Genomic DNA, 15,302 nt, shown 5'->3' with positions numbered 1-15,302 from the left:
TTTTTGATTCAGGGGCGGCTTTTGCTGCCCCCATCTTTTAGAAAGGACGGACAACATGAAGAAAATACGAAGCTATACCAGTATCTGGTCGGTGGAAAAGGTACTCTATTCCATCAATGATTTTAAGCTGCCATTCCCCATCACGTTCACACAGATGGCGTGGTTCGTGGTGTCGGTGTTTGCGGTTATGCTCTTGGGGAACCTCCCTCCCCTTTCGTTCATTGACGGGGCATTTTTGAAATATTTCGGCGTACCCTTTGCCCTTACTTGGTTCATGTGCCAGAAGACCTTTGACGGGAAGAAGCCTTACGGCTTCCTGAAATCCGTACTGGCATATCTGGTACGCCCGAAACTGACGTATGCAGGAAAGCCCGTGAAGCTGGAAAAGGAATATCCGGCACAGCCCATCACGGCAGTTAGGAGTGATATTTATGGCATATCCGATTAAGTATATCGAAAATAACCTTGTGTTCAACCATGACGGGGAGTGCTTCGCTTACTATGAGCTGCTTCCCTACAACTATTCTTTTTTAAGCCCTGAACAGAAATATCAGGTACACGATTCGTTCCGGCAGCTTATCGCCCAGAACAGGGACGGGAAGATTCACGCCCTGCAAATCAGCACCGAATCCAGCATACGGGCGGCACAGGAACGCTCCAAACAGGAAGTAACAGGCAAGCTAAAGGACGTTGCCTGTGCAAAGATTGACGCACAGACCGAAGCCCTCATTTCCATGATAGGGGAAAATCAGGTGGACTACCGCTTTTTTATCGGCCTTAAGCTGCTTGTCAATGAGCAGGAAGTCACCATGAAGCAGTTTCGCAGGGAAGCAAAGACCGCTGTTTCCGACTTCCTCCATGAAGTCAACCACAAGCTCATGGGGGATTTTGTTTCCATGAGCAATGAGGAAATCTGGCGGTTTCAGAAGATGGAAAAACTGTTGGAGAGTAAAATCTCACGCCGCTTCAAAGTCCGGCGGCTTAACAAGGACGATTTTGGCTATCTGATTGAGCATTTATACGGGCAGACCGGAACCGCCTACGAAGATTATGAGTATTATCTTCCGAAGAAACGGTTTCAGGAGGAAACGCTGGTGAAATACTATGACCTCATCAAACCTACCCGTTGTCTGATAGAGGAAAACCAGCGGTATCTGAAAATCGAACAGGAAGACGGGACAGTTTATGCCGCCTACTTTACCATCAACAGCATTGTAGGGGAACTGGACTTCCCATCCTCGGAAATCTTTTACTATCAGCAGCAGCAATTCACTTTTCCCATTGATACCTCTATGAATGTGGAGATTGTGACAAACCGGAAAGCCCTCTCCACGGTGCGGAACAAGAAAAAAGAGCTGAAAGATTTGGACAACCACGCATGGCAGAATGACAGTGAAACCAGTACAAACGTGGTGGACGCTTTAGACAGCGTAAATGAGCTGGAATCCACCTTAGACCAGAGCAAGGAATCTATGTATAAGCTGTCCTATGTGGTGCGTGTGACGGCTCCCGACTTGGAAGAACTGAAACGCCGCTGCAATGAGGTGAAAGATTTTTATGACGATTTGAACGTGAAGCTGGTTCGCCCCTTTGGGGATATGCTGGGGCTGCATGGGGAATTTCTCCCTGCCAGCAAACGGTATCTGAACGATTATATCCAGTATGTCACCAGTGACTTCCTTGCTGGTCTTGGCTTCGGGGCAACCCAGATGTTAGGGGAACCGGAGGGCATTTATATCGGGTACAGCCTTGATACAGGAAGAAACGTGTACTTAAAGCCTGCCCTTGCCAGTCAAGGGGTAAAAGGCTCCGTCACCAACGCCCTTGCTGCCGCTTTTGTCGGCTCCCTCGGCGGTGGAAAATCATTCAGCAACAATATGATTGTCTACTACTGTGTATTATTTGGGGCACAGGCACTCATTGTTGACCCGAAAGCGGAACGGGGACGCTGGAAAGAAACCCTGCCGGAAATCGCCCATGAAATCAATATCGTAAACCTGACTTCGGAGGAACAGAACAGGGGCTTACTCGACCCGTATGTGATTATGGAGAACCCAAAGGATTCTGAATCACTGGCAATCGACATCCTGACCTTTTTAACAGGCATTTCCAGCCGTGACGGGGAGAAATTCCCGGTTCTTCGGAAAGCCATCCGTGCGGTGACAAACAGTGAGGAACGAGGGCTTTTCAAAGTGATTGAGGAACTACGGGCAGAGGGAACCACCATCAGCACCAGCATAGCCGACCATATCGAATCCTTTACGGACTATGACTTTGCACACCTGCTCTTTTCGGATGGGGATGTCACACAGTCCATCAGCCTTGAAAAGCAGCTCAACATCATTCAGGTGGCGGATTTGGTGCTGCCGGATAAGGAAACCTCGTTTGAAGAATACACCACAATGGAGCTGCTTTCCGTGGCAATGCTCATTGTAATCAGCACCTTTGCCCTCGACTTCATCCATACTGACCGCAGCGTGTTTAAGATTGTGGATTTGGATGAAGCATGGAGCTTCTTACAGGTGGCACAGGGCAAGACCCTCTCTATGAAGCTGGTTCGTGCCGGACGTGCCATGAACGCAGGCGTTTACTTTGTCACCCAGAACACGGACGATTTGCTGGATGAAAAGCTGAAAAACAATCTGGGCTTGAAATTTGCGTTCCGTTCTACGGACATCAACGAAATCAGGAAGACCCTCGCCTTTTTCGGGGTGGATTCCGAAGATGAAAACAACCAGAAACGGCTCCGTGACTTGGAAAACGGACAGTGCCTTATCAGTGATTTGTACGGGCGTGTGGGAGTGATACAGTTCCATCCTATCTTTGAAGACCTGTTCCATGCCTTTGATACCAGACCGCCCGTGAGAAAAGAGGTGGAATGATGGTGATACATAGAACTTCCAACGGGCAGCAGCTCCCTGTTCCCTATTCAGCAAAAAAGGGCTTGTCTTGGAAAATAGCAGGAAAAGTGATTGGCAGGGTGCTTCTGGCACTCCTGCTCATCCTCCTGCTGCTTGCAGTCTTCGGAACAGCCGCCCACGCTGCCGGACTGGTGGATGATACGGTGGACGCTGCCAACGAATACAGCAAATATCCTCTGGACAACTACCAGCTTGATTTTTATGTGGACAGCGGATGGGACTGGCTCCCGTGGAACTGGCTGGACGGTATCGGAAAACAGGTGATGTACGGGCTGTATGCCATCACAAATTTTATCTGGACAATCAGCCTGTACCTTTCCAACGCTACGGGGTATCTGATTCAGGAAGCCTACTCGCTGGACTTCATTTCCTCTACAGCGGATTCCATTGGGAAAAATATGCAGACCCTTGCAGGCGTTACCACAGGCGGCTTGTCCTCGGAGGGATTTTATATCGGGTTCCTGCTGATTCTCATTCTGGTGGTGGGGCTTTACGTTGCCTACACAGGGCTTATCAAACGGGAAACCACAAAAGCCATCCATGCCGTTGTCAATTTCGTGGTGGTGTTCGTGCTGTCCGCTGCCTTTATCGCCTATGCCCCTGATTATATCGGGAAAATCAATGAATTTTCCGCAGACATCAGCAATGCCAGCCTGACCCTTGGTACAAAGATTGTGCTGCCGAACTCGGAAAGTCAAGGAAAAGACAGCGTGGATTTGATACGGGACAGCCTGTTTTCCATTCAGGTCAAGCAGCCGTGGCTCCTGCTGCAATACGGCAACTCGGATGTGGAAAGCATTGGGGCTGACCGTGTGGAAAGTCTGCTCTCAACCAGTCCAAACGAAAACAACGGGCAGGACAGGGAAGAAATCGTGGTGGAGGAAATCGAAGACAGGGAAAATACCAACCTTACCATCACAAAGACCATCAACCGCTTGGGAACCGTCTTCTTCCTGTTCATGTTCAACATGGGTATCTCCATTTTTGTATTCCTGCTCACAGGGATAATGATTTTCTCACAGGTGCTTTTTATCATCTACGCCATGTTCCTGCCTGTGAGCTTTCTCCTTAGCATGGTTCCCTCTTTTGAGGGGATGTCAAAACGTGCCATTACAAAACTGTTCAACACCATCCTTACCAGAGCCGGAATCACCCTGATTATCACGGTAGCGTTCAGTATTTCCACCATGCTCTACAACCTGTCTGGGGAATATCCGTTCTTCCTGACGGCGTTCTTACAGATAGTGACCTTTGCCGGAATTTATTTCAAGCTGGGGGATTTGATGGGGATGTTCTCCTTACAGAGTGGGGATTCCCAAAGCATGGGGAACCGTATCATGCGAAGACCCCGTATGCTCATGCACGCCCATATGCACCGTTTACAGCATAAGTTGGGACGTTCTGTGGCAGCTCTTGGGGCTGGAACGGCTGCCTACCATGCAGGAAAACAGGCTGGCTCAGACCAGAGAACTACTTCAACATCTGGTTCTTCCAAACGGACGCAGGCAGACCACAGCAGACCAGATGGACAGGCAGCACCGGAAAAGGAATCCGCATGGAAACAGGCTGGCTCTGCGGTGGGTACGGTGGCAGATACCAAAGATAAGATAGTTGATACTGCCGGACAGCTTCGGGAGCAGGCAAAGGATTTGCCTGTCAATGCAAAGTACGCCCTTTATCACGGGAAAACACAGGTATCAGAGGGAGTACGGGATTTTACTTCCAGCGTGACCCAGACCCGAACTGCCAGAGCCGAACAGCGGAACGCACAGGCAGAAAGCCGCAGACAGACCATTGCAGAACGCAGGGCGGAACTGGAACAGGAAAAACAGCCGCAAAAGACAGCTTCCGAAGCCCCCAAAGGGGCGGCTCCCGTCCATGAACGCCCTGTTACTGCAAAGCAGCCGGAAGATTTCCGAAACCATGCAGATACCATTCATGCAGGAAAACCAGCCATGCAGCCTGTTTCCCCATCCATCAGGGAACGGGGACAGGTTCCTTATGGGGGAACTGTGGCAGAACGGGCTTCGGTTCCGGTGGTAAAAGCGGCTTCCATCCACCATGAACAGACACCGCCTGTAAGGACAGAACGCCAGATAGCCCCTCCGGCTCCCCCAGACAAACCAGAGGAAAGACAAAAGACAACTACTACACCTGCTGCTCCCCGTCCGGCAAGACCTGTCCAGAATGATACGGCTCCTGTGATACCGGAAAGAAAACGGGCTGCCCCTGTGGTAAAAGAATCGAACTTTACCATCCGGCGTACCACCGCCAGAAAGGAGTGGACAAAAACGGAAAAAACGGCTTCCAAACAGAAGAAAGGGGAGAAACCATGAAGTTAAGACACCTTTTCTTCGCCTGTTCCGGCGTGTTCGTGATGATGTTCTCCCTACTCCTTTTGGTGGTGATTGTCTTCTCGGATGAGGAAGACGGAGGAAGCGGCGGAAACCTTATCTATGGGGGCGTGAGCGTATCACAGGAAGTCCTCGCCCATAAACCTATGCTGGAAAAGTATGCAAGGGAATATGGCATAGAGGAATACTTAAATGTGCTGCTCGCCATCATTCAGGTGGAATCCGGCGGCACACTGGAAGACGTTATGCAGTCCTCGGAATCTCTGGGGCTTCCCCCGAACTCCCTTAGTACAGAGGAATCCATCAAACAGGGCTGCAAGTATTTCTCGGAACTGCTCGCAGCGGCAGAAACAAAGGGCTGTGACTTAAACAGCGTGATTCAATCCTATAATTACGGCGGCGGTTTCCTAGACTATGTGGCAGGACACGGAAAAAAATACACCTTTGAACTGGCAGAGAGCTTCGCAAGGGACAAATCCGGCGGAAAGAAAGTCACCTACACCAACCCTGTTGCGGTAGAGAAAAATGGGGGCTGGCGGTATTCCTACGGAAATATGTTCTATGTCCTCTTGGTATCGCAATACCTGACCGTGGCACAGTTTGATGATGAAACGGTACAGGCTATCATGGAGGAAGCCTTAAAGTATGAGGGATGGACATATGTGTATGGGGGCGATTCCCCCTCCACTTCCTTTGACTGTTCGGGACTGGTGCAGTGGTGCTATGGCAAGGCAGGAATCGCCCTGCCACGGACAGCACAGGAACAGTACAATGTGACGCAGCACATCCCCCTGTCCGAAGCAAAAGCAGGGGATTTGGTCTTTTTCCACTCCACCTACAACGCCGGAACCTACATCACCCATGTGGGGCTGTATGTGGGAAATAACCGGATGTACCATGCCGGAAATCCCATTGGTTACGCAGACCTGACAGGCTCCTACTGGCAACAGCACCTTGCCGGAGCCGGACGAATCAAACAATAAGAAAGGATGAACCGATATGATTCAGATTAGAAAAGAGGATAACCAGAAAAAGCAGAAAGAAAAGAAACTGAAAGTTTACAAAGTCAATACCCACAAAAAAACCGTGATTGCCCTGTGGGTGCTGCTGGCAATGAGCTTCCTGTTTGCCGTCTATAAGAATTTCACGGCGATAGACATTCATACTGTCCATGAAACCAAAGTGATTGAGGAAACCATCCTCGACACTCACAAGATAGAAAACTTTGTGGAGAATTTCGCAGAAGTCTACTATTCATGGGAACAGTCTGCCGCTTCCATTGATAACCGGACAAACGCTTTAAAAGGGTATCTCACCGGAGAACTGCAAGCCGTGAATGTAGATACTGTCCGAAAGGACATCCCCGTATCGTCTGCCCTCACCGACTTCCAGATATGGGAAATCACAGAAGAAAAGGAGCAGCATTATCAAGTAACCTATACGGTGGAACAGCGTATCACAGAGGGAGAATCCAGTAAAACCGTCCGTTCCGCCTATCAGGTGACCGTCTATGTGGACAGTTCTGGGAACCTGACGATTATCCAGAACCCAACCATTACCAGCGTTCCCGTAAAATCCGGCTACACTCCAAAAGCGGTACAAAGTGACGGTACGGTGGATTCCATCACCACGGAGGAAATCAACGAATTTCTCACTACCTTTTTCAAGCTGTACCCTACGGCAACCGCAAAGGAGCTGACCTATTATGTGAATGAGGGCGTGCTGAACCCTGTGGGGAAAGAATATATCTTCTCGGAACTGGTAAATCCTGTCTACAACCGAAACGGAAATCAGGTGACAGCTTCCCTTGCAGTAAAATATCTGGATAACCAGACCATGACAACACAGGTATCGCAGTTTTACCTTGTGCTGGAAAAGAACGGGGAAAACTGGAAAATTGTGAAATAGTTATAGAGAAACGTGCATTTCTCATTTGGAGATTTGCACGTTTCTCTTACAAAGTATTTAAAAGAAATTTTCGTTTAATCTTTATATTTTTGATTAGCTCCCAGCAGTAGTGTATCAATTGCTTCGGATAATTCTTTTCTTACTTTATCAGGATTTGAAAAGGCATATCTTAATTGTAATGTTGTATAACCATGAAGCATACCTGTTACCATGCTCAAAATTTCAGTGGTCTTATCTGGATTAAAGCCACATGAGCAAATAAGTGTTTTAAGTAAAGATAGATAATCATTAAAAATGATTGCTGTTTCCTCTGTTCCATTCCAACTAGCCCATTGAATTATTTCATACACACCGGGATGTTCAATCATATAATTAAGATATTCAACTGCCACTAATTTTAACGCTGAATCCCCTGTCTTACCGATTGCTGCACGAATCATTTTTTCATTCATAGTACGCATACCACTATGTGCTATCTCCCTAAGAAGTTCATCCAAACTTCCTATATGATTATATAAGGAGGGGGTACGAATCCCTAAATTTTCAGCAATAGCTTTCAAAGAAACATTATGAAGTCCATTTCTATCAGCCATATCAGACGCTGTTTTTATAACTTCGGCTCTTGTAACTCGCATATTCATTTTCCTCTTTCTTCACATCATTTACCTCATTTTAAGTAATTAAATTAGCGAAGTCAATAATTAGGTTAGAAAAAAAGAACTTTTATATTGACAAATTGTCTTATAATATTTAATATTACTAATATAATTAGTTTTAATACTACTATAATTAGTTTATGAAAGGAACTACAAATATGTGTACAAGATTTGTGTATAATGGGAAAGAAACCATTGTTGGGTTCAATTTTGATATTGACCTTTCTGAATGGGAACATACCGTAATTGCTGAAAAAGACCGTTTTTTTATAGGGATAAAAATGTCCGATAATAAGTATCACTCTTTTCACGGAATCAATAGAAATGGGAATGTTGGCACATTGTTGTATGTACATGGAAATGACAATGCACAATTTTGCGGTAATGAATCATGCTATACAATAGCTGATTTGACAGAAAATTTTATAAAAGGCAACCTCTCTTTTGATGATTCATTGGAAATAGTGAAAAAAAAGAAAATTACTTATGCTCCTGACACTACTATGCAGGCTATGTTTTCAGATAGAACTGGGCGTGTTCTCATTATTGAACCGGGGATTGGGTATCGTTTGGAAAAAGAAAAATATTCCTTAATAACAAATTACTCCATTTTAAAACCAGAATTGACTAATCCATATGTTTTATCTGGGGATAACAGATATGAAAAGGCAAAGGATTTACTGCAAGGATATGGAGAAAACTTCTCTATTTCCAACGCCTTTGATGTACTTAGGTCAGTACGTCAGGAAGGACTTTGGGCAACCAGAGTTTCTTTTGTATATTCCGTTACTAAAAATAAGGTATATTATGTGTTGAACAATGATTTCAAAAATATTGCAGAGTATCAATTCTAATATCACTGCAATTATAAGCAAAAGTGGAGGATTTACATTTCCCCCACTTCCTTAGATTTGACAATACCATCTGCCTATTGCAATTTTTATTTACTTTTCCATCAATATTTCAAACAACAATTTCTACTTCGACAATCAAGTTAATTTATGTTGTTTAACCTCTATTTCCTTTGTCTACTAAGACATTTAATTATTTACCATACATCTGTGATAATTTTTAATTTGCCTATTGACTTTAACGTTACGTCATAGTATATGATAAAACCAAAAGGAGGAACTAGAATTATGAAAATATCCGCTATCCGTTCTGACAAAGTTTATTCAAAAATTATGAATGCACCGTTAGACAAAAAAAATGACATTTATAGATATGAACTTATGAAGCCTTTTGAAAAAAAGTGGGCTTGTTATAGTGTTCCTATGAAAGCTCTAACGCCTAATGGATATGATGTAATTATGGCAAGCGAAATGCTTGGACATATCGCCCCAACCGCTGTTGACCAAAAGCAACAAAATAATATTAAGCTAATTTCTGATAATACACTCTGGGAAAAATGTGAGTTATCCATTCAGCAGTCGTTGAATTGCTTTGTTGAACACGGTGTTAATCTACCCATTAAAGAATATGCGTTTACAATTTTACTTGCAAATGCTAAAAATCCTTACATTATTTTAAATGATGGTTACTGTGGTGATGGTGGTATTCCAGGATATATTTTTTCTTGGTTACTACCTAATGAATACACTTTATCACATCTTCATGTAGCATTAGCACATGAAACTAATCACAACGTACGATTTCAATTTATTAAATGGAAGAATGACATCACTCTTGGTGAAATGATAGTCAATGAGGGATTGGCAGAAAACTTTGCAACATTTCTGTATGGTGAAGATAAAGCAGGTCCTTGGGTAACAAAAACTGATATAGAAACCTTAAATGAATATATTAAGCCTATTATTCGGGACGGTTTAAATGTTCAAGGATTAGAAAATCTGAATGCATACCTTTATGGTGATGAAATGGCAGCATTACAAAACTATCCTCAGGTCGGATTACCCTATTGTTCCGGATATGCGTGTGGCTATCACTTGATTAAACACTACTTGCAAAAGACTGGAAAAAACATTGTCGAAGCAACTCTATTACCTGCAAAAGAAATTTTAAATGCTACGGAGGATTTTTGGAATGAATGAAAAAGCTAAAACAGTCCATGAAGTTGCTAAATTAACAGGTATTACTGCTCGAACACTACATTATTATGATGAAATTGGTTTATTAAAACCATCTATTATAACCGAAGCAAAATACCGTCAGTATACAGACGACGATTTAACTAGGCTTCAGGAAATTTTGTTTTTTAGAGAAGTTGGATTCGCCCTAAAAGAAATTAAGGAACTGCTGGATTCACCTCATTATGTTCGTTCAGAAGCATTAGAGCGTCATGTACTGATTTTGGAAGCTCAGAAAGAACGAATAGAAGCTTTGATTTCACTTGTAAAAGACACAATCAACGGAAATAAAGAAATTAAATTTTCTGCATTTTCAAATGCAAAAATACTTGAGTTACAATCGCAATTTCAAGAAGAAGTATTAGAACAATGGGGAAATACTGAAAGTTTCAGAGAATACAAGACTATGTTTTCTTCCCATTCAAAGCAAATACAAGAGAAAGAAATAGAATCTTTTTATTCAATGGCTCGCAATATTTTTGAAAAACTAGCTATGTATGAAAATAGTCCTGCGGAAAGTTCAGAAGTACAAGCAATAGTACATGAATGGCAACAATATATTTCTGAACACTTTTATGAATGTAATAAACAAATTTTATCTAATTTGGGAGTTCTCTATATTACAGATGAAAGATTTACCACTTTTATAAATAGATTTAGTAGTGGAAATCTTGCAGCTTTTTTTAATGAAGCAATACAAATTTTTTGCAGAGGTTCAGAATGAATATGATGGAGTGGGTTATTTGTCCTATATGCAACAATAAAACAAGGATTAAAATACGAAAAGATACACAGCTAAAAAACTTTCCGTTGTATTGTCCAAAATGTAAAAAAGAAAGTTTGATATGCGTAAATAACTTCAAAATAGAAATTATCAAAGAGCCAGACGCCTAGACGCAGAGCCGATAATTTATAAGCTATATAGCTTATAGACTATCGGCTCATTTTAATTTCAATCTTATTCTTGCAGGCAATAGAAGTTATTTATCTTCCATTTCCTTGTATTTGACAATACCATCTGCAACGCTTTCCATGATAACAAGGTCTGCGTCTGTAAAATTGTCAATTTTGCTTTCAAGCTGTCTTCGTCTGCTGCTTTTTGCCAGACTATCAGAGGATAAAAAGAACTCATCCACTGATACATTCAGCAGAGATACAAGGTCGTACAGCACCTGTAAACTTGGGTGCTGCCCTTTATTCTCAATATTGGTTAAATAGCGTGGGTCAATTTCAATCATTGCTCCCACCTGTTCACGGGTCAAACCCTGTTTTTTGCGGGCTTCTTTTATGGCAAGCCCAAACGCCCTGAAATCATATTTATCTTCTTTTTTACGCATAATACACCACCTCTGTACATTTTACTGTTCCTGTTGTAATAGCGACAGGTATAGAAAAACGTATTACATAGTTGTACAGTTCCTATTATGCGTATCAAAGATAAAACTATGCTGCCGAAACGGAAATAAAAAAAACCGTTATTTGGCAGCATACTTTCCCTGCGTCAAAATCACATCATCTTTTCCAGACGACGGTTTAACAAAAGCCGCCGTCTTTTTTTGCATGAAATATAGATGATTTTTAAAGTCTACTACTTTATACAGACAGCGGCTTACAGGAGGAAGCCGCTATGCAAAATATTTTCTTAAATATATCTACATTCGGTAAACCGTTAAAAAAAGCCATCCACCTACGCTAGAAAAGTCTGACCTGCAATATGGTTTTTTACAATACATAGTAAGAACTATCGAAGCACACAAGCAGAAATATCGTCTGTTTGCGTGCTTTTTTAGTTGGAAGAAAAAGTTTTTAAATTTTTCTTCTCAAAACGCAACTGCACCCCCTGTCCTGTCGGGACTAAGAGCGAAAAGGGGGAAAGAAGCAGAAATTCCTATCAACTCGCTCCCTTTCAAGGCTGGAAAGGGGGTGAGCAATGATGAAGCCATCTGAATTTCAGACAACCATAGAGAACCAGTTTGATTATATCTGTAAAGTCGCTATGGAGGATGAACGCAAAGACTATCTCAAAGCGTTGTCCAGACAGTGTAAACGGGAAACCCTGTTCTGTGATATGGACGATTACACCGTCAATCTGTTTTCTTCCGAAGACACCTATCCCTCCCATTTCCATACTTTTGAAATGGATGGATTTACTGTCCGCATTGAAAACAGCCTATTAGCAGAAGCATTAGAAAATCTGGATGGAAAGAAACGTGACGTTATCCTGAGATATTATTTCCTCGGATTTGACGATACGGAAATTTCAAAAATTCTGGAAGTCAACCGTTCTACCATCCAGAGAAGAAGACACGCCGGACTGGAATTTATCAAAAAATTTATGGAGGAAGAAGCATGACAGCAAAGCACCCTATGATTCCGTTTCCTGTGATTGTCAGGGCTGCGGACGGCGATATTGAAGCAGTCAACCAGATTGTACGCCATTACAGCGGTTTTATTGCCAGCCGTTCCATGCGTCCCATGAAAGACGAATATGGCAATACCCACATGGTTGTAGATGAAACCCTACGCCGCCGGATGGAAACACGTCTGATTGCAAAGATTTTATCTTTTGAAATCAGGGAACCAAAGTAAAAATAACGCTCTCCTGTGGAAGCATGGACAAGCCAATGCTTCCCAGACAGAGCTTGCCAGTCTATTAAAGTGCATTATCACCAGTGCATTTTAACAGGCTGACAAAGCCAGATTGTTCCTTGAAAAAGAAAGCGTCTAATCAACGCAGCATAAAGCAGCCGAATACGTTTCGATAGAAAGAGAGCCGTTGGGCTGGCACGCCGTAACCCACCAAAGGAGGGATGAAACCGGATAGCGATTCCTGCCAGCGTTCCATAAGCAGCTTACCGCAATAGCTGCCGCCATGACCTTTCTATCGTGATAATGATACTTCCGTACAGCCTTAGTCCGTGTGATGATGTAGCACCGCTGGCAAAGGGTACGGCTGGATGAGAACCATGCAGGGGTGAGATTCCCATGAGCTTTAGCGGAAGCTGTTCGGTTTGCTAAGGATGATTCTTTCATAATGAACAAGCATTTTTGCATAGTCTGTAAACATAGTAAAGACTGTGAGGTGGAATTATGCCAAAAGAAGCAGAAATTTCCTGCAAAAATGTATTTAAGTGTGAAGATAAGTCGGCATTAAAAAAAGAGTTCAATCAGAAATGGATAGAACTCATCAATCAATTAGAAAAATCCAAAGGACAGGTATTACCTGTAAAATGATAGACAAACATTTCTCAACACGGTATAATAAGTGTAGGTGGAATGTTTGTTTTATCTTCTCTTTAAGGGAGATAAAATATGATGAACACAAAGTCAAAAGTTGCTATTTATTGCCGCTTATCAGAAGAAGATAGAAACAAACAACATGAAACTGATGATAGTAACAGTATTCAAAATCAAAAATCCATGCTGATTCAATATGTATTGGAACAAGGTTGGGAAGTCTACAATATATACAGTGATGACGATTATACTGGTTCAGATAGACGAAGACCAGAATTTAACAAACTGTTAAATGACGCTGAACACCGAAAATTTGATATTATCCTCTGTAAAACACAATCCAGATTTACCAGAGAGTTAGAGTTGGTGGAAAAATACATACATGGATTGTTTCCTATTTGGGGGATTCGTTTTATCAGTATTGTAGATAATGCAGATACCGCTAATAAAGGAAACAAAAAATCAAGACAAATCAATGGTCTGGTTAATGAGTGGTATTTAGAGGATATGTCAGAAAACATCCGCAGCGTATTGACTGACCGCCGGAAGAATGGATTTCATATTGGTGCATTTGCTCTTTATGGTTATAAAAAAGACCCCGAACAAAAGGGACACCTGATTATTGACGAAGAAGCTGCTGCTGTTGTCAGAGAAGTTTTTACTTTATTTTCACAGGGATATGGCAAAACAGCGATTGCCCGTATGCTGAATGACCGTGGGATTCCAAACCCTACGGAATATAAACGGCTTCATGGTTTACGCTATAAGCAGCCTACCAGAAAAAATAGTACCTTATGGAAATATTTTGCTATTTCCGATATGCTGACAAATGAAATTTATATCGGAAATATGGTTCAAGGAAAATACGGCAGTGTTTCGTATAAGACAAAACAAAATAAGCCCAGACCTAAAGAGGAATGGTACAGAGTAGAGGGAACACACGAACCGATTATTGACCGTGAACTTTGGGATAGAGTACAATCTATGGTAGCTGAAAAAGCAAAACCATTTACAGTAGGAACCATAGGGCTGTTTGCCAGAAAAGCTCGCTGCATGAACTGTGGCTATACCATGCGTTCTAATAAGCAGACAGATGGAAGACATTATTTACAATGTTCAAATCGCCATGTTGCAAAGGACGCTTGCATAGGCTCATTTATTTCTGTGAAGAAGTTGGAGCAGGCAGTTATTTCTGAACTGAACAAGTTATCACAAGAATATCTTGATAAAGATGAATTGGAACAGAACGTGGAATTTCACTCCAACGTAAAGGAGAAAAAAACTGCTTTAGAAACACAACTTGCTACTTATCAAAAAAAGATTGAAGAAGACGCAAAGGTAATCAGAGAACTTTATCTTGATAAAGTAAAAGGGATTCTTTCCGGAAATGATTTCCTGAATTTGTCAAAAGACTTCACAAATGACAGAGAACGGCTTGAAAAGCTGGTGATTGAAACGCAAAAACAGCTTGATGTAATTGAGAGAAAAATCCAGACAGGCGATAATCGCCGCCAGCTTATTGAGCAATACACAAATCTTGAACATTTAGACAGAGAAACCGTTGAAACTCTAATTGATTATATATTAGTAGGAAAACGGATTCCAGGGACAAGAAATGTCCCGATTGAAATACATTGGAATTTCTAAGTTCTGTAAAATCTGGTGTCTGGCACACCAGATTATATAGAACTTCTACTTAACACTTCTATGTTGCACTTATGCAGTTGCACCATCTGCTGCCATATCCTCATATAAATCCGTGATCGCATCGCCCTTCGACTGGAACTCGCACGCATTGAACGGGATTCCGCCTGCTGCCTGCGGCCAGATTGCCGTGGTGTGGTCGATATAGTATGGTCCGAACCCGGATGACTCGATCTGTGCCGGAGTAAGGTTGCGCGTGAGCTGCTGGACAATGGCGGCAATCATCTCCATATGGGCGAGTTCCTCGGTTCCGATGTCGGTCAGAAGTCCTTTCTGCATCTTATAAGGCATCGTATACCGCTGGGACAGGTAGCGCATAGAGGCTCCGATTTCGCCGTCAGGACCGCCATACTGGCTCATTACATATTGCGCGATCTTCGGATTCGGCGTCTTGATATTGACTGGATATTGTAATCTTTTTTCATATCTCCACAT

General features: G+C 42.8%; 15 protein-coding genes and 1 pseudogene. 13 read left to right on the top strand and 3 right to left on the bottom strand.

Annotated elements, in window-relative coordinates:
• Positions 1-55: 55 nt before the first annotated feature.
• Genes C7U56_RS00185 through C7U56_RS00165 form a run of 5 tightly spaced genes read left to right on the top strand, consistent with a single transcriptional unit; the run spans position 56 to position 7,183 of the window.
• The gene (locus C7U56_RS00185; RefSeq protein WP_005427021.1) at positions 56-448 is read left to right on the top strand and encodes a conjugal transfer protein; all 393 of its coding nucleotides are present in this window, start codon (positions 56-58) and stop codon (positions 446-448) included.
• Positions 432-2,882, top strand: coding sequence for a conjugal transfer ATPase TcpF (gene tcpF, locus C7U56_RS00180; RefSeq protein WP_103900076.1), 2,451 nt, complete (start codon positions 432-434; stop codon positions 2,880-2,882). The genes C7U56_RS00185 and tcpF overlap by 17 nt, the downstream gene beginning before the upstream one ends.
• Entirely contained in the window at positions 2,879-5,257 is a 2,379-nt protein-coding gene (locus C7U56_RS00175) for a CD3337/EF1877 family mobilome membrane protein (RefSeq protein ID WP_338108835.1), read from the top strand. Before tcpF ends, C7U56_RS00175 begins: the two co-directional genes overlap by 4 nt.
• Entirely contained in the window at positions 5,254-6,258 is a 1,005-nt protein-coding gene (locus tag C7U56_RS00170) for a bifunctional lytic transglycosylase/C40 family peptidase (RefSeq protein WP_011861916.1), read from the top strand. The genes C7U56_RS00175 and C7U56_RS00170 overlap by 4 nt, the downstream gene beginning before the upstream one ends.
• 16 nt (positions 6,259-6,274) lie before the next feature.
• A complete protein-coding gene (locus C7U56_RS00165; RefSeq protein ID WP_103900078.1) occupies positions 6,275-7,183 on the top strand; it encodes a conjugal transfer protein in 909 nt (302 codons plus the stop codon).
• 74 nt (positions 7,184-7,257) lie between these two features.
• Here the strand turns inward: C7U56_RS00165 and C7U56_RS00160 are convergent, their stop codons facing one another.
• Positions 7,258-7,818: a TetR/AcrR family transcriptional regulator gene (locus C7U56_RS00160; RefSeq protein WP_103900079.1), complete on the bottom strand. Its 561-nt coding sequence runs from the start codon at positions 7,816-7,818 to the stop codon at positions 7,258-7,260.
• 179 nt (positions 7,819-7,997) lie between these two features.
• On the opposite strand from C7U56_RS00160, the gene C7U56_RS00155 reads away from it, so the two are divergent.
• The 4 genes from C7U56_RS00155 to C7U56_RS00140 all read left to right on the top strand — a co-directional run bounded on the left by C7U56_RS00155 (position 7,998) and on the right by C7U56_RS00140 (position 10,820).
• On the top strand, positions 7,998-8,693 hold the full coding sequence (locus C7U56_RS00155; protein ID WP_055058894.1) for an Ntn hydrolase family protein: 696 nt from the start codon (positions 7,998-8,000) through the stop codon (positions 8,691-8,693).
• Positions 8,694-8,978: 285 nt separating this feature from the next.
• A complete protein-coding gene (locus C7U56_RS00150; RefSeq protein WP_074133956.1) occupies positions 8,979-9,890 on the top strand; it encodes a DUF2268 domain-containing putative Zn-dependent protease in 912 nt (303 codons plus the stop codon).
• Positions 9,883-10,650, top strand: a complete 768-nt coding sequence (locus tag C7U56_RS00145; RefSeq protein ID WP_055058896.1) for a MerR family transcriptional regulator — start codon at positions 9,883-9,885, stop codon at positions 10,648-10,650. Before C7U56_RS00150 ends, C7U56_RS00145 begins: the two co-directional genes overlap by 8 nt.
• The gene (locus tag C7U56_RS00140; RefSeq protein ID WP_055058897.1) at positions 10,647-10,820 is read left to right on the top strand and encodes a cysteine-rich KTR domain-containing protein; all 174 of its coding nucleotides are present in this window, start codon (positions 10,647-10,649) and stop codon (positions 10,818-10,820) included. The genes C7U56_RS00145 and C7U56_RS00140 overlap by 4 nt, the downstream gene beginning before the upstream one ends.
• Before the next feature lie 86 nt (positions 10,821-10,906).
• Here C7U56_RS00140 and C7U56_RS00135 read toward each other — a convergent pair whose 3' ends face one another.
• On the bottom strand, positions 10,907-11,263 hold the full coding sequence (locus C7U56_RS00135) for a helix-turn-helix domain-containing protein (protein WP_103900081.1): 357 nt from the start codon (positions 11,261-11,263) through the stop codon (positions 10,907-10,909).
• Positions 11,264-11,856: 593 nt separating this feature from the next.
• On the opposite strand from C7U56_RS00135, the gene C7U56_RS00130 reads away from it, so the two are divergent.
• The 4 genes from C7U56_RS00130 to C7U56_RS00115 all read left to right on the top strand — a co-directional run bounded on the left by C7U56_RS00130 (position 11,857) and on the right by C7U56_RS00115 (position 14,810).
• Positions 11,857-12,279, top strand: coding sequence for an RNA polymerase sigma factor (locus tag C7U56_RS00130; protein WP_022615780.1), 423 nt, complete (start codon positions 11,857-11,859; stop codon positions 12,277-12,279).
• Positions 12,276-12,515, top strand: a complete 240-nt coding sequence (locus C7U56_RS00125; RefSeq protein ID WP_009255079.1) for a helix-turn-helix domain-containing protein — start codon at positions 12,276-12,278, stop codon at positions 12,513-12,515. The genes C7U56_RS00130 and C7U56_RS00125 overlap by 4 nt, the downstream gene beginning before the upstream one ends.
• 501 nt (positions 12,516-13,016) lie before the next feature.
• Positions 13,017-13,160, top strand: a complete 144-nt coding sequence (locus tag C7U56_RS15505; RefSeq protein ID WP_005427045.1) for a hypothetical protein — start codon at positions 13,017-13,019, stop codon at positions 13,158-13,160.
• A gap of 78 nt (positions 13,161-13,238) precedes the next feature.
• The gene (locus tag C7U56_RS00115; protein WP_106999709.1) at positions 13,239-14,810 is read left to right on the top strand and encodes a recombinase family protein; all 1,572 of its coding nucleotides are present in this window, start codon (positions 13,239-13,241) and stop codon (positions 14,808-14,810) included.
• Between the two features lie 84 nt (positions 14,811-14,894).
• Here C7U56_RS00115 and C7U56_RS00110 read toward each other — a convergent pair.
• Positions 14,895-15,302 (bottom strand): annotated as a pseudogene (locus C7U56_RS00110) (manganese catalase family protein); the annotation flags it as partial.

It is taken from the genome of Clostridium fessum (assembly GCF_003024715.1).
Classification (GTDB): Bacteria; Bacillota; Clostridia; order Lachnospirales; family Lachnospiraceae; genus Otoolea; species Otoolea fessa.
The sequence above is the reverse complement of the archived record's forward strand: the minus strand, read 5'-3'. Positions and strand labels throughout refer to the sequence as shown.

What these genes read in the sequence shown, in the direction of transcription:
- C7U56_RS00185 (WP_005427021.1), top strand. Translation starts at nt 56, where the DNA reads ATGAAGAAAATACGAAGCTATACCAGTATCTGGTCGGTGGAAAAGGTA.
- tcpF (WP_103900076.1), top strand. Translation starts at nt 432, where the DNA reads ATGGCATATCCGATTAAGTATATCGAAAATAACCTTGTGTTCAACCAT.
- C7U56_RS00175 (WP_338108835.1), top strand. Translation starts at nt 2,879, where the DNA reads ATGATGGTGATACATAGAACTTCCAACGGGCAGCAGCTCCCTGTTCCC.
- C7U56_RS00170 (WP_011861916.1), top strand. Translation starts at nt 5,254, where the DNA reads ATGAAGTTAAGACACCTTTTCTTCGCCTGTTCCGGCGTGTTCGTGATG.
- C7U56_RS00165 (WP_103900078.1), top strand. Translation starts at nt 6,275, where the DNA reads ATGATTCAGATTAGAAAAGAGGATAACCAGAAAAAGCAGAAAGAAAAG.
- C7U56_RS00160 (WP_103900079.1), bottom strand. Translation starts at nt 7,818, where the DNA reads ATGCGAGTTACAAGAGCCGAAGTTATAAAAACAGCGTCTGATATGGCT.
- C7U56_RS00155 (WP_055058894.1), top strand. Translation starts at nt 7,998, where the DNA reads ATGTGTACAAGATTTGTGTATAATGGGAAAGAAACCATTGTTGGGTTC.
- C7U56_RS00150 (WP_074133956.1), top strand. Translation starts at nt 8,979, where the DNA reads ATGAAAATATCCGCTATCCGTTCTGACAAAGTTTATTCAAAAATTATG.
- C7U56_RS00145 (WP_055058896.1), top strand. Translation starts at nt 9,883, where the DNA reads ATGAATGAAAAAGCTAAAACAGTCCATGAAGTTGCTAAATTAACAGGT.
- C7U56_RS00140 (WP_055058897.1), top strand. Translation starts at nt 10,647, where the DNA reads ATGAATATGATGGAGTGGGTTATTTGTCCTATATGCAACAATAAAACA.
- C7U56_RS00135 (WP_103900081.1), bottom strand. Translation starts at nt 11,263, where the DNA reads ATGCGTAAAAAAGAAGATAAATATGATTTCAGGGCGTTTGGGCTTGCC.
- C7U56_RS00130 (WP_022615780.1), top strand. Translation starts at nt 11,857, where the DNA reads ATGATGAAGCCATCTGAATTTCAGACAACCATAGAGAACCAGTTTGAT.
- C7U56_RS00125 (WP_009255079.1), top strand. Translation starts at nt 12,276, where the DNA reads ATGACAGCAAAGCACCCTATGATTCCGTTTCCTGTGATTGTCAGGGCT.
- C7U56_RS15505 (WP_005427045.1), top strand. Translation starts at nt 13,017, where the DNA reads ATGCCAAAAGAAGCAGAAATTTCCTGCAAAAATGTATTTAAGTGTGAA.
- C7U56_RS00115 (WP_106999709.1), top strand. Translation starts at nt 13,239, where the DNA reads ATGATGAACACAAAGTCAAAAGTTGCTATTTATTGCCGCTTATCAGAA.